15 protein-coding genes are annotated in these 16,236 nt (G+C 64.2%); 9 read left to right on the top strand and 6 right to left on the bottom strand.

Features of this window, described 5'->3' with window-relative positions; translation table 11 throughout:
• Positions 1-120: 120 nt before the first annotated feature.
• From V7P99_RS05685 to V7P99_RS05655, 7 genes are all read left to right on the top strand, one after another.
• Positions 121-1,164: a flagellar motor switch protein FliG gene (locus tag V7P99_RS05685; RefSeq protein WP_333793821.1), complete on the top strand. Its 1,044-nt coding sequence runs from the start codon at positions 121-123 to the stop codon at positions 1,162-1,164.
• The gene (locus tag V7P99_RS05680; protein WP_333793820.1) at positions 1,164-2,120 is read left to right on the top strand and encodes a flagellar motor switch protein FliM; all 957 of its coding nucleotides are present in this window, start codon (positions 1,164-1,166) and stop codon (positions 2,118-2,120) included. The genes V7P99_RS05685 and V7P99_RS05680 overlap by 1 nt, the downstream gene beginning before the upstream one ends.
• Before the next feature lie 302 nt (positions 2,121-2,422).
• Positions 2,423-2,947: a hypothetical protein gene (locus tag V7P99_RS05675; protein WP_333793819.1), complete on the top strand. Its 525-nt coding sequence runs from the start codon at positions 2,423-2,425 to the stop codon at positions 2,945-2,947.
• Between the two features lie 42 nt (positions 2,948-2,989).
• Entirely contained in the window at positions 2,990-5,626 is a 2,637-nt protein-coding gene (locus V7P99_RS05670; protein ID WP_333793818.1) for a chemotaxis protein CheA, read from the top strand.
• Positions 5,623-6,102: a chemotaxis protein CheW gene (locus V7P99_RS05665; protein WP_333793817.1), complete on the top strand. Its 480-nt coding sequence runs from the start codon at positions 5,623-5,625 to the stop codon at positions 6,100-6,102. Before V7P99_RS05670 ends, V7P99_RS05665 begins: the two co-directional genes overlap by 4 nt.
• An 83-nt stretch (positions 6,103-6,185) precedes the next feature.
• Positions 6,186-6,551, top strand: coding sequence for a response regulator (locus tag V7P99_RS05660; RefSeq protein WP_333793816.1), 366 nt, complete (start codon positions 6,186-6,188; stop codon positions 6,549-6,551).
• An 80-nt stretch (positions 6,552-6,631) separates the two neighbouring features.
• The gene (locus V7P99_RS05655; protein WP_333793815.1) at positions 6,632-7,564 is read left to right on the top strand and encodes a CheR family methyltransferase; all 933 of its coding nucleotides are present in this window, start codon (positions 6,632-6,634) and stop codon (positions 7,562-7,564) included.
• Between the two features lie 328 nt (positions 7,565-7,892).
• Here V7P99_RS05655 and V7P99_RS05650 read toward each other — a convergent pair whose 3' ends face one another.
• Positions 7,893-8,669, bottom strand: coding sequence for a lysozyme (locus V7P99_RS05650; protein ID WP_333793814.1), 777 nt, complete (start codon positions 8,667-8,669; stop codon positions 7,893-7,895).
• A 187-nt stretch (positions 8,670-8,856) separates the two neighbouring features.
• Between V7P99_RS05650 and V7P99_RS05645 the strand changes: the two genes are divergently transcribed.
• Both V7P99_RS05645 and V7P99_RS05640 read left to right on the top strand, forming a co-directional pair.
• A complete protein-coding gene (locus tag V7P99_RS05645; protein ID WP_333793813.1) occupies positions 8,857-9,069 on the top strand; it encodes a hypothetical protein in 213 nt (70 codons plus the stop codon).
• A 283-nt stretch (positions 9,070-9,352) separates the two neighbouring features.
• A complete protein-coding gene (locus V7P99_RS05640) occupies positions 9,353-9,577 on the top strand; it encodes a hypothetical protein (protein WP_333793812.1) in 225 nt (74 codons plus the stop codon).
• Positions 9,578-9,964: 387 nt separating this feature from the next.
• Here the strand turns inward: V7P99_RS05640 and V7P99_RS05635 are convergent, their stop codons facing one another.
• The 5 genes from V7P99_RS05635 to fliF are packed head-to-tail and all read right to left on the bottom strand — an operon-like array spanning position 9,965 to position 16,164.
• Complete coding sequence (locus V7P99_RS05635) at positions 9,965-11,410, bottom strand: flagellar hook-length control protein FliK (protein WP_333793811.1); 1,446 nt, start codon at positions 11,408-11,410, stop codon at positions 9,965-9,967.
• Positions 11,407-12,705 carry a hypothetical protein gene (locus V7P99_RS05630; RefSeq protein ID WP_333793810.1) on the bottom strand — a complete coding sequence of 433 codons (1,299 nt, stop codon included), beginning with the start codon at positions 12,703-12,705 and terminating at the stop codon, positions 11,407-11,409. The genes V7P99_RS05635 and V7P99_RS05630 overlap by 4 nt, the downstream gene beginning before the upstream one ends.
• Complete coding sequence (locus V7P99_RS05625; RefSeq protein ID WP_333793809.1) at positions 12,702-13,883, bottom strand: flagellar motor protein MotB; 1,182 nt, start codon at positions 13,881-13,883, stop codon at positions 12,702-12,704. The genes V7P99_RS05630 and V7P99_RS05625 overlap by 4 nt, the downstream gene beginning before the upstream one ends.
• Positions 13,880-14,488, bottom strand: a complete 609-nt coding sequence (locus tag V7P99_RS05620; protein WP_333793808.1) for a hypothetical protein — start codon at positions 14,486-14,488, stop codon at positions 13,880-13,882. Before V7P99_RS05620 ends, V7P99_RS05625 begins: the two co-directional genes overlap by 4 nt.
• Complete coding sequence (fliF, locus tag V7P99_RS05615; RefSeq protein WP_333793807.1) at positions 14,485-16,164, bottom strand: flagellar basal-body MS-ring/collar protein FliF; 1,680 nt, start codon at positions 16,162-16,164, stop codon at positions 14,485-14,487. Before fliF ends, V7P99_RS05620 begins: the two co-directional genes overlap by 4 nt.
• Between the last annotated feature and the right edge of the window lie 72 nt (positions 16,165-16,236).

Genomic DNA, 16,236 nt, shown 5'->3' with positions numbered 1-16,236 from the left:
TGAATATGCGCTGCCCGAGTGTAGCGAAGCGTGGCGTATCACGGTGGCGGCGATGTGAGCCCGCCTTCTCGCAAGGGAGCACGGCAATGATGCCTCCCACGATGGCACCTTGAGAGACCGATGACCCAGGCGCAGGCCGAGAGACGATTGACCCGGGGCGACGACTCTTCGGAAACGGAGCTGACTGGTCCGAAAAAGGTCGCCGCGCTCCTCCTGTCCATGGACAGGAAGGTGGCTTCGCGCATCCTCAAGCACTTCGATGAAGATGACATCAAGCTGATCGCCCAGACCGCAACGGATCTGGGCGCCGTCTCAAAAGAGACCCTTGACGCGCTCATCGAGGAATTTGGCCAACACCTGCGCACCGGCGGCGACCTGATCGCGACGGCACACGAGGTGGAAGCGCTGCTTGCGGGCGTCGTATCGCCTGAGCAGATCGCCGAGATCATGACGCAGGTGCGCTCGAAGTCCCTGCAGTCGATCTGGATCAAGCTTGGCGAGGTGCCGGAGCTGTCGACCGCGCAGTACCTAGCCAAGGAGCACCCGCAGGTCTCGGCACTCGTGCTCTCGCGCACACCGCCGAACTATGCCGCCGCCGCTCTCAAGATGCTGCCGGGCCCCGTACGTAACGAGATCATGCGGCGCATGCTGGCGCTCAAGATCGTTCTCGAGAAGCCCATCCAGATCCTCGAAGGCGCGGTCAAGGAGGAGCTTCTTTATAAGAGTTCGAAGAACACCGGCCCGACGATCCATGCGCGCTTGGCCGACATCATCAACAAGCTCGAGCGCAAGCAGATGGACGAGATCCTTACCGATCTCGAGCAGCACCGCCCGAAAGAGGCCGAGCTCGTACGCAGTCTCCTCTTCACCTTCGACGATCTCATGCGCCTGTCGCAGCCGGCGCTGATCACTCTGTTCGACGGTGTCCCGGCTGACCGTACGATCGCGGCCCTGTTCGGCGCCGAGCCGCGCATGATCGAGCTGATCCTCGAGGCCACGCCCGGGCGTGCGCGGCGCATGATCGAGCAGGAGCTGGCCACGGGCAAGAAGCCGTCTGCGCGGGAGATTCAGAAAGCCCGCCGCGCCATTGCCGATGCAGCCATGGAGATGATCGAGAAGGGCATCATCGAAGTTGGCAATCCCGACGACGAGGATGATGAGTGATGCGAGAGGACTACGCAGACATTCGCGACTCCGGCGCCCAGCCCGGAACCGACAAGCTCCTCGAGCCGCCCAAGCTCGAAGTGGAGCGCCTACACGTTCTGAAGGGCGTGCTCGAGCGTCTCGTGACGACGCTCGCCGAGCGCTTCCGCGATTATTGCAACGTCCCCTCGTCGTTCTTCGTCAACCAGGTGGAGAACGGCAACTCATGGGACGTTCTCGAGTCCTATGAGGACAGCATCGCCGGCATTTACTATTGCCGCCAATGGGACGCGAAGATCGTCATCGGGCTCGACCGCCGCTTCATCTTTTCTCTGATCGACGCCGCGTTCGGCGGCGACGGCAGCATGCCGCCGTTCGAATCCGACCGTCCCTTCACCTCGCTGGAGGCGCGTCTCGCCCGCAGCGTGTTCCACATCGTCGTTTCTGAACTCGAGGCTCTCCTCAATCCCATCACGCCGGTGGACCTGGATCTGGAGAAAGTCGAGACTAAGCTCGATTTCCAGATTCTCGGCCAGACCGACATCCCCGTCATTGCGGTCCAGATCCTGTTCCAGATTCTGGATAACGGCGGGCGGATGTTCATGATCATTCCGCAAGCGGCCCTGCATCCCATCCGCAAGCTGCTCGAGCGGACGCGCGCGCTCGACGGCACCACGGTCGACCCTGAGTGGCAGAAGAAGATGCAGGACGGTCTCGCGTCCTCGGATATGCTCCTCAAGGGCATTCTCGAAGGGCCCGAGATGACCCTCGATCAGATTGCGGCGCTCGAGCCGGGGCATATTTTGCGGCTCAACGTGGACACCAAGAGCCTGATCCCGCTCGAATGCCAGGACGAGCGCATCTTCTTGTGCCGCTTGGCCCAATCGAAAGGCCAGTTCGCTCTCGTAATCGAGCAGCCGGTCGATCGGGAGAAAGAACTGGTCGCCGACCTGATCTCGGGCTCGCAGACCCGTTAACCGAGTGTTTCCAAGGATGGGCCCCCCTGACGGAGCCGAGCGGCACGGCGGAGACTCCGGCGAGCGGTGAAACAGTCTTTAATAAGATTGAAACGTTGCGTGTCTTCTCGAGCCAGCCAAAATTGTATCGGCATCCGAGCGCACTTGCCCCTCCAAAGGCGACCGGCGCGGCGCCTCCAGGAGTAAGGCGGGGCGCGAACTTTCAGGCATCGTCCTTTTCGCAGAAATCGTAACAGATTTTTAGCTAGCGGTAGTGAGTATCGTCGAATTATCGACGAAACTTGAACCCGGACGGCAAAAAAATGGGAACGGTTGAGAGCGTAGCATCCGAAAGCGCGACCTCCTTGGAAGAGCGCGCCGCGAACCTCGTGAACCCTGCGTCGGGCATCGCCAACGATTACCTGAACCACTTCAACGAGGTTCTTCTCCTGATCGAGAACCTGCCGACGCTCCTCCCCGAGATGCTGGACGAGCTTTTGGAGTGGCGCCCCGTGACCTATCGCGAGTATTTCGCGAAGTCTCTTCTTCCCGGCAGCGAACGCGCGCTCGAGATCTACGACACCCTGGACGAAGGCTTCCGCCGCGATTTCGAAAGCATCATCGACGGCGTCAACGCCATGGCGACGGCCTCCATCGATGTCATCCGCGCCCACCGCGGCCCCGATGGCGAGGTCGATCCCTCGCGTGTCTCCGACTTTTGCGAGAACGCCTCGTGCGCCATCCGGAGCGCGCTCAACCGCGCGTCGGATCTGGTCAACAACGGAAGAGAACAGCCCTCCGAAACGCCGCAAGGCATGGCGGACCGGCTCATTCCCTGTGTGGCGTGAGCGAGCAACCGAAGATCTCTGGAGACCGAGGGGGGTCACGCCATGGATGAATTGCTAAGGGATTTTCTGACCGAGACGACGGAGCACATCGAGGGCGCGGAGACGCAGCTCGTGCATTTCGAGCGCAATCCGAGCGACGCTTCGTTGATCACGAGCATCTTCCGCCTCGTGCACACGATCAAAGGCACGTCGAGCTTCCTCGGCCTCGATCGTCTCGAGCGCGTCGGCCACGCCGCCGAATCGGTGATGGGCATGCTCCGCGACGGCGCGCCTCCCACACCCCATTCCGTCAGCATCATTCTTGCCGCCATCGACCGGATCAAGACGATCATCGAGGAAATCGGCCAGCACGGCTGTGAGCCGCCCGGCGACGACAGCGAGATCATCAACGCGCTCGAAGCCTACTATGCGGATGGCACCGCCGCGGCAGAAGCTAAGCCTGCCGAGCCCACGGATAACGAAACCGAGGCAAGCGCCCAGGAGAGCGCAACCGCGGGCGAGCCTGAGATAGCAGCGCCGGCCGCCACCGATCCCGCCGCTCTTCAGCCGGCCGCACCCGAGGCCATGGCGAGTCCTGAGCCCGCGCCGGCAAAGGCGCAGGAGCCGGCCGCCTCCTCACAGGGCAAGGTCCAGGCCAGTCCGACCACCAATCAGGAAACGATCCGCGTCTCCGTCGACACCATCGAGCGCATGATGCAGCTTGTCTCCGAGCTGGTGCTGTCGCGCAACCAGCTCCTGGAGCTCGCGCGCCACCGCGAAGACGACGCCATCAAGACCCCGCTCCAGCATCTCTCCACGCTGACGAGCGACCTGCAAGACGCCGTGATGCGGGCCCGCATGCAGCCCGTGGGCCGTCTCTATGCCAACCTGCCGCGCCTCGTGCGCGAGCTCTCGACGAGCCTCGGCAAGGGCATCGATCTCGTCACCGACGGCGCCGACACTGAGCTCGACCGCCAGCTCATCGAGGTGATTCGCGATCCGCTGACGCACCTCATCCGCAACTGCGCCGACCACGGCATCGAAAAGCCAGACGAGCGCCTGGCCAAGGGCAAGCCCGAGCGCGGCGAGATCCGCGTCTCCGCCGCCCATGAGGCAGGCCAGATCACCATCGACATCGCCGACGACGGCAAAGGCCTCGACATCGAGCGGATCAAGGCGAAGATCCTGGGCCAGGGGCTCGCCACCGAGCAGCAGCTCCGCACCATGAGCAACGAGGAGATCTACCGCTACATCTTCGAGCCTGGCTTCTCGACCGCGCAGGTCGTCTCCAACGTCTCGGGCCGCGGCGTCGGCATGGACGTCGTGCGCTCCAACATCGAAAGCATCGGCGGATCGATCTCGCTGTCCTCTGTGGAAGGCAAGGGCAGCCGCTTCTCGCTGCGCATTCCGCTGACGCTCGCCATCGCGCCGGCGCTGATCATCGAGGTCGCCGGCCAGCGCTTTGCTCTGCCGCAGACCTCCGTCGTGGAGGCGGTGAGCCTCGGCAAGAACTACGCGGACCTCATTCAGAATGTGCAGAACGCGCTCGTTCTCAAGCTGCGCGAGGAAGTGATCCCCGCGGTCGAGCTGCGCGATGTGGTGGGTCTTTCCGGCTCGACCGATCCTGAAGAAGGCGAAAAGCTCGCTGTGGTCATGCGGGTCGGAACGGATTCGTTCTGCATCATCGTGGACGGCGTCGCCGACATCCAGGAGATCGTCGTCAAGCCGCTCAGCGCCTCTCTCGCGCACCTCAAAGTTTTCAGCGGCCACACCATTCTCGGCGACGGTTCCGTCGTTCTCATTCTCGACCCAGCCGGCATTGCAGCCAACCTCGGCATCGAAAAATCGACCGACAAGAAGCGTGTCGAGGCCCGCGATCAGGGCGCGCTCGAGCGTCGCCGTCTCATCATGTTCAAGGCTGGCTCCGGCGCCCCCAAGGTCCTGCCGCTGTCGCTCGTCTCGCGTATCGAGATGGTCGAGACGGACCGTATCGAAAGCTCCGACGGCCGCCCCATGGTCCTTCTCCAGGGCCGCCTGATGCCGATCGTACCGATCTCTCACGAGATCGACATGTCGAAGCCGTCCTACCCCGTACTCGTGGTCTCGACTGAGCAACGCGCCATCGGGCTCATGGCCGACGAGATCGTCGACATCATCGAAGAGAAGCTCGAGATCCAGCTTGCCAGCGCCAACTCCGAGCTGGTCGGCTCCGCGGAGATCCGTGGCGAGGCCGTCGAGCTGATCGACGTCTCGCATTTCATGCGCTTGGCCGACTCGGCCGGCAGCGCCGCGGCGACCGCTCAACGCGTTCTGTTCGCATCCGACGATCTTATCGTCCGCGACATGCTTTGCCCCGCGCTTTCGGCCGCCGGCTATGCCCTTCACGCGGCTGCAATGCCCTTGAGCGCCGGCGAGCTGATCAACCACGCATCGGCTTATGACGCGGTGATAATCGATACCGACGCCGCCGCATCGACGCCCGGTTTCCTGCGCGCCTGGAAGGAGCATCCCGACGCGGCCCGCATCCCGGCCATCGGCGTCAGCAAGAACCCGACGCCGCGCGCAATGCGCCTCGCCGCCGACACAGGGCTGGTCTCCCTCGTCAGCAAGCATGATCGCCATGCGCTGCTCGATATCCTGGCCCATGCCCTTGACGCTGCAGCCGAGGCCAAGGCCGCGAACATGGAGCTTGCCGCATGAGCACGATGAGCGCTGCCGCCGCCGTCCCGTCGGTCTCCGACGTCCCGACCGCGGGAGAGGAAAGCTACTTCACCGTCGTCGCCGGTGGTGAGGCTTTCGGCCTCTCCGTCCTGCACACGCAGACCATCTTCCGCATCTCGAGCGTGACGCCGATCCCCCTCGGCCCGGCGGATATCGTCGGTCTCGTAAATCTGCGCGGCAAGATCGTGACCGCTGTGAGCTTACGGCGCCGCCTCGGCATCCCGGTCGATGAGCTGCATAATTCCCTGGCCATCGGCATCGAGCACAAGGGCGAGAACTTTGCGCTCATCGTCGACGAGGTCGGCGACGTGCTCACGCTCGATTCATCGATGAAGGTGCCGATCCCGGCCCACTTCGATCCGGTCCGGTCCCGGTTCATGGCCGGCCTCTACAAAGTCGGGAGCCTTCTCGTTCCCGCCCTCAGCATTGAGGCACTGTTCGATTTCTCGAGTTAGGGCAGCAGCCGCTTGGGGCGGGCTCCAGGCGGCTGTGCAATTTCTGTCCGGATCAAGCCTGTGTAAGCGTAAAGGTGAGTATCATGAAAACAGCGCTCGTCGTGGATGACTCCTCCTTCATCCGCAAGATCGCAAGGCAGATCCTCGAGAACATGGATTTCGAGGTTTCGGAAGCCAAGGATGGAGCCCAGGCGCTCGACGAATGCGAGGCATCCCTGCCCGATCTCGTCCTCCTGGATTGGAACATGCCGGTGATGAGCGGCCTCGAGTTCCTCGGCAAGCTGCGCAAGATGCCGGGTGGAGAGGCGCCGCAGGTCGTATTCTGCACCACCGAGAATACCCGCGACAAAATTCTGACCGCACTCGAGGCGGGTGCCACTGAATACATCATGAAGCCGTTCGACCAGGAGATCATCCGCTCGAAGCTCGAGCAGATCGGAATGGTCTAACGCGCGCTCCTGCGCGGCGAGGTTCGCGGGCGCGCCAGCTCCGCAATCGGCCCAACCATTAAAATAGCGATGTCCGTACCATGCCCCAAGCGTTCGACGCCCTTTGCGAATATCTGCGCCGCCACTCCGGTCTGGTGATGGACCAGAGCAAGAAGTATCTGGTTGAGAGCCGTGTCATGCCGATCATCCGCCGCGAGCGGCTGTCCGGTCTCGACGAACTCGTGGCGCTGCTGAACAAGCCGCAGTCGGCCAAGATCGCCAAGGACGTCATCGAAGCGATGACGATCAACGAAACCTATTTCTTCCGGGACAAGGCCCCCTTCGATCAGTTCCGCAACGTGACGTTGCCGGCCCTCATGGCCGCGCGCCAGGGCGAGAAGCGCTTGCGCATCTGGTCCGCCGCCGCTTCGACCGGCCAGGAAGCCTATTCGCTCGCGATGATCCTCGACGAATTCTCGCCGCGTCTTGCCGGCTGGAAGATCGAGATCGTCGCCACCGATCTCTCCGATCAGGTGCTCGAGAAGGCGAGAAAGGGCATCTACTCGCAGTTCGAGGTGCAGCGCGGCCTTCCGGCCCCCATGCTGCTGCGCCACTTCAACCAGATCGGCGAGAGCTGGCAGATTTCGGACCACATCCGTTCGAAGGTCACCTTCCGCCAGTTGAACCTGCTCTCCGATTTCACGTCCCTCGGCCGCTTCGACATCATCTTCTGCCGCAACGTGCTCATCTATTTCGATGCGGCCCGCAAGGCCGACATCCTGGCCCGCATGACACGCGTTCTCGCGCCCGATGGCTTCGTGACGCTCGGCGCATCCGAAAGCCTCATCGGCCTCAAGACGGATCTGGTTTCGCATCCGGAGCAAAGGGGTCTGTTCATGCGTGGAAGCGCTGCCGATGTCCAGACACCGCGTTTCGCACCGCCGCGCTTCGAGCAGCAAGCCTCACCCGCGCTCCCGGCGGGCTTCGGCGCCGCCGCTTTGGCGGCCTCAAGCCGGGCCCGCACCTTCGGCTAGAGTGCTTTCGGAAAAGTGGGAGCCGGTTTTCCGAAAAGAAGCACGACCGAACAAAAGCTTAGAGCCGTTCCTCGATTCCACGTAAAGCGGAACGGCTCTAGAGCAGATTCCATTCGGGCGGATCGCCCGAATGGGTGAAGATGCTCGCTCAAATAACGAGGGTGCTTCCGGAAAAGTGGGAACCGGTCACGGCGAAGCCATGCAAGTTAAAGTGTCCGGTAAGAAGCACGAAGAAACAAAAGCTTAGAGCCGCTGCCCGGCTTTCATTTAAACGGGGAGCGGATCTCGTCAGCGGCAGGCAGCTTCACATCAAGCCTGATGGTGCAGCCTATACGCGCCGCGTCTCGCCATTTTGCCGATCGCCATCGGCACGCGCGAGCGCGCTTCCCCGTCCGAGCTGCGCCAGCCGGGCGATGTCGGCGGCACGCTCAGGAAGAACGCCTTCAATGCCGACCAAGGCGGCAAGCGCCTGTCGCGCTGTCCCGTCCAGCGTGCCCCGAACTGGCGGCCGCGCGATGTCCTCTTCTCTCCCCGCCGGCATTTCCGAAGCATGGTTCTCGCGAGAGCGTCCGCGGATGATCTCGGCCACCTGCCGCGCGCTGCGGTCACCATCCGCCACCGCCGGTGCGGATGCACCTGCGGCTGAACGCAGCCCATCGCTCCCGGCAGACGGCATGTGATCCGGTGCTTGCGCATCCGGGTTACCGATCCACAGAGCTTCTTGCGCCCGCCGGCTGACGAGACCGGGCAGCACCTCGCCGCCGGCCTTGTTGTACTTGACGAAAATTTCGCGCACGGCTTCGAGATCGCCGCGCCGCACCGCGTCGCCGAGCCCGCTCCCAATCCACGCCGTTCCCGCGTTGTAGGTAAGAGAGGTGAGGGCGGCCTTGGTGCCCTCGTCCATATGCCCGGCCGTTTTTTCGACGATCGTGCGGGCCGCTGAAACCTCGGACTGAAATCGCCGCTCCGCCTCGGCCCGGTCGATCACCTCGCCAGCGAATCGCGCCCGCGTCCCGAAGCCGTTCGAGAACTGAGCATAATCCCAGCTCGCCTGCGGGGTGTATCCCTCGAAGTTGCGAATGGCATCCAGATAAAAGCTGTGCATGGCAGGGACCGATAGCCTCCAGTCTGGCTTGTTAACGCCCGGCCCTTGCGCAAAGCTTGCCGCCATCCGGCCGCGTTTCTTGGCACGACAGTTGCGTAGATGGATCTGTCTTCAGTTTGGTGCAGCCATGCAGCTTTCGGTAACGCTTCGCGCAAGAATTTCCGCTCTCGGAGAGCTCTCCCGCCCGTTGGGTGAGACGAGGGCGGCAACGCTCGCGCGCGGCCTCGCCAACGCCGTTGCCAAGGATGTGGCTCTGGGCCGTGATCCCGAGCGCACCATCGATAGCTGGATCCGCCAGATCGCCATCGAGATCGTCGAGAAATCGCCTCCTGATCAAGCGACCGCCTCGGCCGCCCCCCGTATGCGCCGCGTGGCAGACGTCCTGCCCGAGATCTACTAGAGCGCTCCCCGAATTGGGAACCAGCACGGTCAAACAAAGAACCTAGAGCCGCTCCCCCCTTCCACTTAAACGCGCCATCAAGCGTTAACGTGCTCTTAACGGGGCGTCTCATTCCGGCACATGTGCTTCCCTACCGTCCCCGTCCGGCACGGAAAAGATCCATAAAATTTGAGCCAACTTTTAGGTCGCGATCTAATCCGCCTGCAATGCGCCCGGAGTTACAACGGACGACGGCTGCTGCACGAGGCAGCCGGAATTAAGAAGTGGTCGGGGTCGGTCGAACATGACAGAGACATCGAAAGCGGCATTGCTGCGCCAGCGCCGTGACAACATCCGTGAATGGCTTGAAGAGGAAGCACCGTACACCGAGGTAGATCAGCGTCATCTTGATGCCCATACGCCGGAGCGAGCCTATTGGCATCACGGCTATCAGGCCGCGCTGACCGACATCATGGCGATGCTCGCCCTTGAAGACGAAAAAAACGGCACCTCGGGCATTCCCAATTAGTGCCCGCCGGCCGGTCGGGATGGATCCGGTTCCCCGGCGGCTGGAAAGCATGAAACAGCTCGCATTCCGCGTGGAACGCCTCTTCGCCGGTCGGCGTGACTCTGAACTTGAACAGGTTGCCGGACCCGATGAGCTGGAGAAGCTTATCCCGGATATCCTCGTCGGCCCGCCCCACGTAGCCGACGTAGAAGCGCCCGTCCGGTCCCTTGTGTCCGAGCACGAAGGCACCTGGAGCCGGCTTCTGGATCGCGCCCGTGATCTCGTCGTAAGCAAGCCGGAAGGGCCCGAGAAGTCCTGTGCTAGTCATCACTCTCGCCGTTCGTCTAACAGTCGATAGATAAATCACGCTCATACCGGACCCGCACGTTCGTCGAGGCCCCCCAGATCTTAAACATAGATGCCACCGCCCTGCGTGCGAAGACCTGGGCTGTCGGCTTCCTTACCGTCCGACACGCGGGAATGAGCCGCATTTCCGGATCCTGACCCGCCGGAACGCTCCTGCCCGCTCGATGAGCCGCCAAGGCCATGGCCTTGGCCCGGTTGCCCTGGCTGCTCGCGATGGACGCCCGAGGAATTGGCCGGCTCTCCGTGGTTCGCAAAGGTCGCGGCCGTCCTCGACGTGTCGCTGAGCGGCGCGGCCGTGACCGCTTCGACCGAATACCCGGCCGATGCCAGGGCACCAGCCAGCGCCTCGCGTTCCCGCTCGATGGCCGCCAGCGTTTCGGGCCGCTGGGCCTCGATGTGGATCGTGATCGCATTATCCTTGAGTGCGAGCCGCACCGTGACGCTGCCGAGGTTCGCCGGCTTGAGCTCGAGGTTGAGCACCTTCACCACGTCGTCCGACGATGCGCCATCCGGACCGGTAGCCCCGAGGACGTCGCGTACGCGGGCCGCGATCTGATCCTGCACCGGATCGTAGCCGAACTCCGCACCGGCATCGCCAACCGCCGCGTCCGCTCGTTGTGCCATGGCGCCCGTCGCCGCAAAGACGCCGCCCCCTTGGTGCGGCGTGCCGGAACCGGACGCCCCCTGACCATCCGGATTCCGTCCGCCCTGCCCAGCACCACCCTGTTCCGCCATGTCAGACGCACCCCAGCGCTCCGCAATGGCTTCGGCGCGTGCCCCCACGGCATGCCCTTCGCCTGGCGTCCGCCCTGGCCGCGCCGCGTCTTCGATGCCTTGCGAGGGGAGAGCCCCACGCTGGGCCGCTGCCACGTCCTCTGCAGCAACATTCGCCAAGGCATCCGGAGCGCGCAGGCCGAGAGCGAGGTGCGTCTCCTGCCTCGAAACCTTGGCTTTGAGGGTGATCGCATCCGGCTCGGCGGACCCTCCCCGGTTTGAAAGACCGGCATCGAGAAGCTCGCGCATCTTCTCCCCGTCGAGCTCCAGATCGACCTCGTTGGTCTGGCCAGGGAGCCAAGGCCCATCTTCCTGCGCCGCACGGCCCGGAGCGCCATGTGCCGCTGCCCGGTCACCCGCCGCGCTAGGCTCCGCCGTACCGCTCTCGCTAGCGTCCGCTCCGCCAAGCCTCGCCAGCACGAACGAAAGCTCAGCCGCGCCAGCCGCCGCCTCTTTCTGCGATGCGGCGTCATTCGAACATGCACCGCTTTCCTCTCTCGCGTCGGCCCTTGTCCCGCCGTCGGACCCCTTGCGCCCGCGTGCACCTTCCGGCGTCGACCGTTGCAAGCCAGCGTCGTCACGCGAGCGCGATGCCATATCGAGCGTATCGCGAAACGACGCGTCACCGCGCTCGGCCGAAGCGCCTCCCGACGGCGAGCGCGTGGGATTGGCCGGCGGCGGCATGCCCGATGATAACGCCTGTGCTGCGCTCACTGCATCCCCTCCATGAGAAGCGAATCGACCTTGTCCAGCAATGCTTGCGCCCTCGCCACGGACGGCGGATCGGCCTCCTCGAGCGCTGCCGGCTCCGCGGGCCAGCGTCCCACGGCCCCCGCCACCGAGAGCGCGGCATCCCTTATCTCCATGTCGGATGCATTGACTTTCTCGGGATCGATGTCCCGGAGCAGCTCGACGCCCTGCTCGAAATCGCTCGTTGCCGCCAGCGCCGCTCCTTCGAACAGCTTCGCACGGTGCAGCGACCGGCTATCCGCGTGCGCAAGCTCGCGCGCTTTACCGGCGGCGAAACGCGCGATGTCGATGTTGCCGCCTTTCGTCGCCTCCTCAGCGATGGCGAGATAGAGGCCGATGCGTTCTGACACCGGCACCTTCATGAGTTCGGTTTCCGTACGCGAAATCCACTCGGAGCCACGCCTGAAGTTCTGCCGTGCGACACCCGCGAAAAACTGCCGCCGGAAGCTGCGCGCAAAAAGCGAGCGCGGAAAGCGGCGGGAATATTGCTCGGCGAGATGATCGAAGCGATCGAGATCGCCCTCACGCGCAAGAAGCAGGATCTGTTGGCGCAGTGCCGCTTCCTCGACAAGCGTCCCTGGCGACAAAAGACGCGCCTCGTCGAAGAACTGAATGGCTCTTTTCGGTTCCTTCTTCGTGATCAGCGTGCCTTGAATGAGCGCCACGATGCCACCGAGCAGCGGATCGAGCTTTCGCGCCTCCAGCCGCTGCAGAAGGCCGAGCGCATCGAGCGCGCGCCCCTCGCCATAGGCCAGCGCGCCACGCAGCGCCCGCCGCTCGACATAGGGAGTTCGCGGCCGCGTCATCACCGCCCGGAGAACGGCAGGATCGCCTCCCGAAAGGACGAAAAAGATCGCCGCCCGCACGTTGCGCACATCGTCCCACACGGCGATAGGCAAGGCCGTCATCGTTTCGCCAAGCGCGCGCATGAGATCGCGCTGGCGCCCGTGGGCATCCGCGCTCCCCGCCGCCACCTCGTCCTGCACCGCACGTAGCGAGCGGATCAGCACATAGGGTTGCTGATCTTGCTCGACCGCCGGCATCTCCGGCCAGATCGGAGGGGGTGAGTTCTCCCCTTCGCCCTTGTCCTGCGCCTGAGGCGGGGCTGCGTCAGCCGCCGCGGGCTCCGCCTCTGCCGCCGCCAGGTTGATGAGCCCGACGCCGCCGGCGATCAGCGGCTCTGCCACGCATGCCGTCGCCGCCACGACGCTCACACCGGCGAGCAAACTGAGCATCCCGAGCGCGCGAGCCATCTTCATGGCGCTGGCCTCAGCATGATTTCGATACGGCGGTTCTCGGCAGCGTTCGGATCGGCGGTATTCCTGAGATCGCGGTCGGCGCGCCCTTCGATGCTTTCGAAACGCTGCTCGGCGATGCCTCCCCGCGCGAGCATGTAATAGGCCATTTGCGCGCGATCCATCGAGAGGCGCCAGTTGTTGTTCCGCTCCGTTCTGAACGGCCGCGCGTCCGTATGTCCACGCACGACGATCTGGCCCTGCTGGCCGGCCAGCACCTTCGCCACCTTCTCCATCACGACGACCGTTTCGGGGCGCGGTTCAGCCGACGCGCTTGCAAACATGCCGAAGCGGAAGTCGTCCGTGAGGACGATCAGAACGCCCTCGTTCACCAGGCGCACGTCGATCGCCGGCTTCTGGTCCAGGCTGAGACCTCCGAGTGCCTTGCTCAGTTCCGTACTGATCGCCTGCACTTGCTCGCGGGCCTTCTCCGACTGCGCCTCATCGCCCTCGGCAGCATTGGACGAGTCCGCCTTGCCAGAGGCGGCGATTTCAGGCGGAGCTTCGAGCGGTTTTTCGAGATCGAGCGTCGCCTCCCGCCCGCCGAGCGTCATCTGCTCATGCTCGCTCGGCGACTCCGAGAGAGGCGCCCTCTGTTCGGCGAAAGGCTCGAACGGATTGCTGAAGCGATCGCTACCGCCAGCGAGGCGGTCCTGGCTCTCCGTCGCCGCTTCCGACTGTACGGACGCCTCGCTCGCAAGGCGCGCCAGAACGCCGTAGGGATCGTTGAAGAGCTCTTCCTCCGCTATGCGTTCCGCACCTTCTTCGAGATCTCCATCACCTCCGGGATCCGCGGACGCGTTCCGGCTCATCCGGTGCGGCTGAGCGCCCTGCGCTGTTGGGCTTTCCGGACCCGCCGCCGACGGCGCCGCTCTCGGCAGCTCTTCCTCTTCCACGCCCTTGCTGGTCGGCCGCTTCGCATTGAGCTTCAGCGGATTGAAGTAGGTGGCGATCTGCTGGATCTTCTCCTTGTCCGAAACGTTGACCAGCCACATCACCAGAAAAAACGCCATCATCGCCGTCATCAGATCGGCGAAGGCGATCTTCCAGGCACCGCCGTGGTGATCGTCGTCTCCCATGCCGCGACGCCGTCGGACGATGACAACCTCATGGGGAGCCGGCGCGTCGTCGTCGCTGCTCATTGGCCCTCTCCCGTCAGCGTGCCAATCCAGGCCGCGATCCGCGTCTCGAGAATCGTCTCATCGATGCTGACCGAGACATCCATGCCGTCGGACGGAACGAAGGACATCCCGGGATGGCTCCCAGCAAGCCGCGCCTCCATGGTCGCCAGCAGGTCGGGCGGCCCCGAGACGACGACCTTCGCATACTCCCCCTTGGACAGCATGCCATGCAGCACGGCTGCGAGTTCATCCATGGCCCGGCTGCGAATGCTTTCAGACAGCACCGGTTTCAGAAGCTCACCCAGTGTGTGCGCCAGGCGCCGCTCCATGTCGTCGAACGCACTGGCGCATGTCTCGCCGAGGGCCGCGCCTTGCTCCACGGCCCATCGCTCGCGCTCCGCTGCAAGCTTGTCTTCGAAGCCTGCCGCCTGGGCCGCAGCGGCCGCCGCGAACTCGGCTTCTGCCGCTGCCCGCCCCTCGGCCATACCGCGCGCGTGCGCTTCGCTGATGCGCAGCTCGACGTCGGCAGCATCCTCCACACCCGGCGGCGCAAAAAGACGCTCGCTGCGGCGCGACCCGTCACCGGAGAGTTCCTTCAGATAGCGGGCGACGGGAAGAGCGCTCATGCCGCCCGCTCCCTCATCCACTGCTTGAGGATGTTCGCTGCCTGCTCCTCATCGAGGGTCACCATCTGCTCAAGGCGTCGTTGCGAAAGACGCATCACGTCGTTGGTGATGTCCTCGATCAGGTTCGTCTCGCGCTTGATGCCGAGGAGTTCTGCGGTCGCCGAGGATTCGAGCGCCGCGTCGTCCCCTTCCTCGCTCGATGTCAGGAGCGGCCCCTCGTCCGTCGCATCGGGATCGGCCGCATCGAGCGCGCCGCCCGCAACCTGGGGCTCACGCTGGTCGAGCAGGAGCCGTATGACCGGCCGCAGTCCGTAGGTGACGACGATGAACACGAGGCCCAGCACGGTGAGGGCCTTGATGAGCCCGGTGGCCAGCCCAAGAAGCGGCCCCATCAGGTTCGCGCTATCGAAGCCGTCGCTGCCGCGCATCGGCTCTGCGAACTCCACCGCCTCGACGCTGATCTGGTCCCCGCGCTTGATGTCGAACCCGGCGGCCGTGCTGGCCAGGCGCTCGATCTCCTTGACCTTCGCCTGGATCGCCTCCGGTGCCGCCGTTTCTCCGAGGGTCTCGAGCAAGCGCTTGCGGTTGATGACGACGGCGATCGTCAAGCCCTCGATGCGGTACCCCTCGCTCGTCGTCGACACCGTTTTGGTGTTGAGCTCGTAGTTCGAAAGATCCTCGCGCTTCTCGCTGGTGCGCCTGGATTGGTCGCCACCCGCGCCTTCCGCACCCTGGTCCGGCACGTTCTGCTCGACGCCGACCGGCGCACGGCTGGCTGTATTTTCCTGCCGTCCGGTTTCCTTGATGACGCGCAGCGAGCGTTCGACGCGTGAGTCCGGATCGAACGTCGTCTCGCTGATCTGACGCTTGTCGATGTTGAGGATCGCGGCGACGTTGACCTCGAAGTTCTCGAGCCCGAGATAGGGCGTAAGCGTCTTCCGGACGTTCTCGCTGAGATCTTTGCTCACCGTCCGCTCGAGATCGAGCTTCCGGCTCGAAGCCGTTGAGCTCGCATCCCCCGCCGACGCGAGAACGGTGCCGTCAGCGTTGAGCACGCTGATGTCGTCGATCGTGAGGCCGGGCACCGCTGCGGAGACGAGATGCCGAATCGCCTGCGCCATAGAGGCGTCGGCTGCCATCTCGGTGCGGACGAACACCGATGCGGAAGCCGGCTGGCGCCCGCGCCGGAACGAGCCCGTCTCCGGCAGCACGATATGAACGCGCGCCGCCTTGATGCCCTTCATTGCCTGGATCGTGCGCGCCAGCTCTCCTTCGATGGCCCGCACGCGCGTCACTTCCTGCATGAACGACGTGAGGCCGATCGGCCCGAGCTTGTCGAAGAGTTCGTAGCCCGCGCTCGAGCTCGACGGCAGGCCCTTCTCCGCCAGCAGCATGCGAGCCTGCGCGGTTTCCTCGCGCCGCACCATGATGCGGCTGCCTTCCGCATTGATATCGAAGGCGATGCCCGCATCCCTGAGCACGGCGCCTATGCGGCTGACGTCCTGCCCGTTAAGGCCGGCATAAAGCGTATCGTAGTCCGAGCGGCTGAGATAATAGCTGCCGAAGCCGACAGAGGCGAACACGGCAAGCCCGACGAGCCCAAGCGCGGCCAGCCGCCTCGAGCCGAGCGCGAGCAGGTTGCTCCAGAGTTTCTCCAGTTGTTCGAGCCCGAGCATTCCCGCCCCAATTCCTCGCACGCTTCACCTGGAATGATGCCCGGGCGATTCTGGGTGACCAAGCTTGTGCGG

Source organism: Hyphomicrobium sp., from assembly GCF_036780825.1.
In the GTDB taxonomy this organism is placed as follows: domain Bacteria; phylum Pseudomonadota; class Alphaproteobacteria; order Rhizobiales; family Hyphomicrobiaceae; genus Hyphomicrobium_C.
This window is presented reverse-complemented; position numbering and strand designations above follow the sequence as displayed.

Coding starts and splice junctions, on each gene's coding strand:
- V7P99_RS05650 (WP_333793814.1), bottom strand. CDS start 8,669: ATGCACAGCTTTTATCTGGATGCCATTCGCAACTTCGAGGGATACACC.
- V7P99_RS05665 (WP_333793817.1), top strand. CDS start 5,623: ATGAGCACGATGAGCGCTGCCGCCGCCGTCCCGTCGGTCTCCGACGTC.
- V7P99_RS05670 (WP_333793818.1), top strand. CDS start 2,990: ATGGATGAATTGCTAAGGGATTTTCTGACCGAGACGACGGAGCACATC.
- V7P99_RS05660 (WP_333793816.1), top strand. CDS start 6,186: ATGAAAACAGCGCTCGTCGTGGATGACTCCTCCTTCATCCGCAAGATC.
- V7P99_RS05625 (WP_333793809.1), bottom strand. CDS start 13,883: ATGAGCAGCGACGACGACGCGCCGGCTCCCCATGAGGTTGTCATCGTC.
- V7P99_RS05685 (WP_333793821.1), top strand. CDS start 121: ATGACCCAGGCGCAGGCCGAGAGACGATTGACCCGGGGCGACGACTCT.
- V7P99_RS05655 (WP_333793815.1), top strand. CDS start 6,632: ATGCCCCAAGCGTTCGACGCCCTTTGCGAATATCTGCGCCGCCACTCC.
- V7P99_RS05680 (WP_333793820.1), top strand. CDS start 1,164: ATGCGAGAGGACTACGCAGACATTCGCGACTCCGGCGCCCAGCCCGGA.
- V7P99_RS05620 (WP_333793808.1), bottom strand. CDS start 14,488: ATGAGCGCTCTTCCCGTCGCCCGCTATCTGAAGGAACTCTCCGGTGAC.
- V7P99_RS05675 (WP_333793819.1), top strand. CDS start 2,423: ATGGGAACGGTTGAGAGCGTAGCATCCGAAAGCGCGACCTCCTTGGAA.
- V7P99_RS05630 (WP_333793810.1), bottom strand. CDS start 12,705: ATGAAGATGGCTCGCGCGCTCGGGATGCTCAGTTTGCTCGCCGGTGTG.
- fliF (WP_333793807.1), bottom strand. CDS start 16,164: ATGCTCGGGCTCGAACAACTGGAGAAACTCTGGAGCAACCTGCTCGCG.
- V7P99_RS05640 (WP_333793812.1), top strand. CDS start 9,353: ATGACAGAGACATCGAAAGCGGCATTGCTGCGCCAGCGCCGTGACAAC.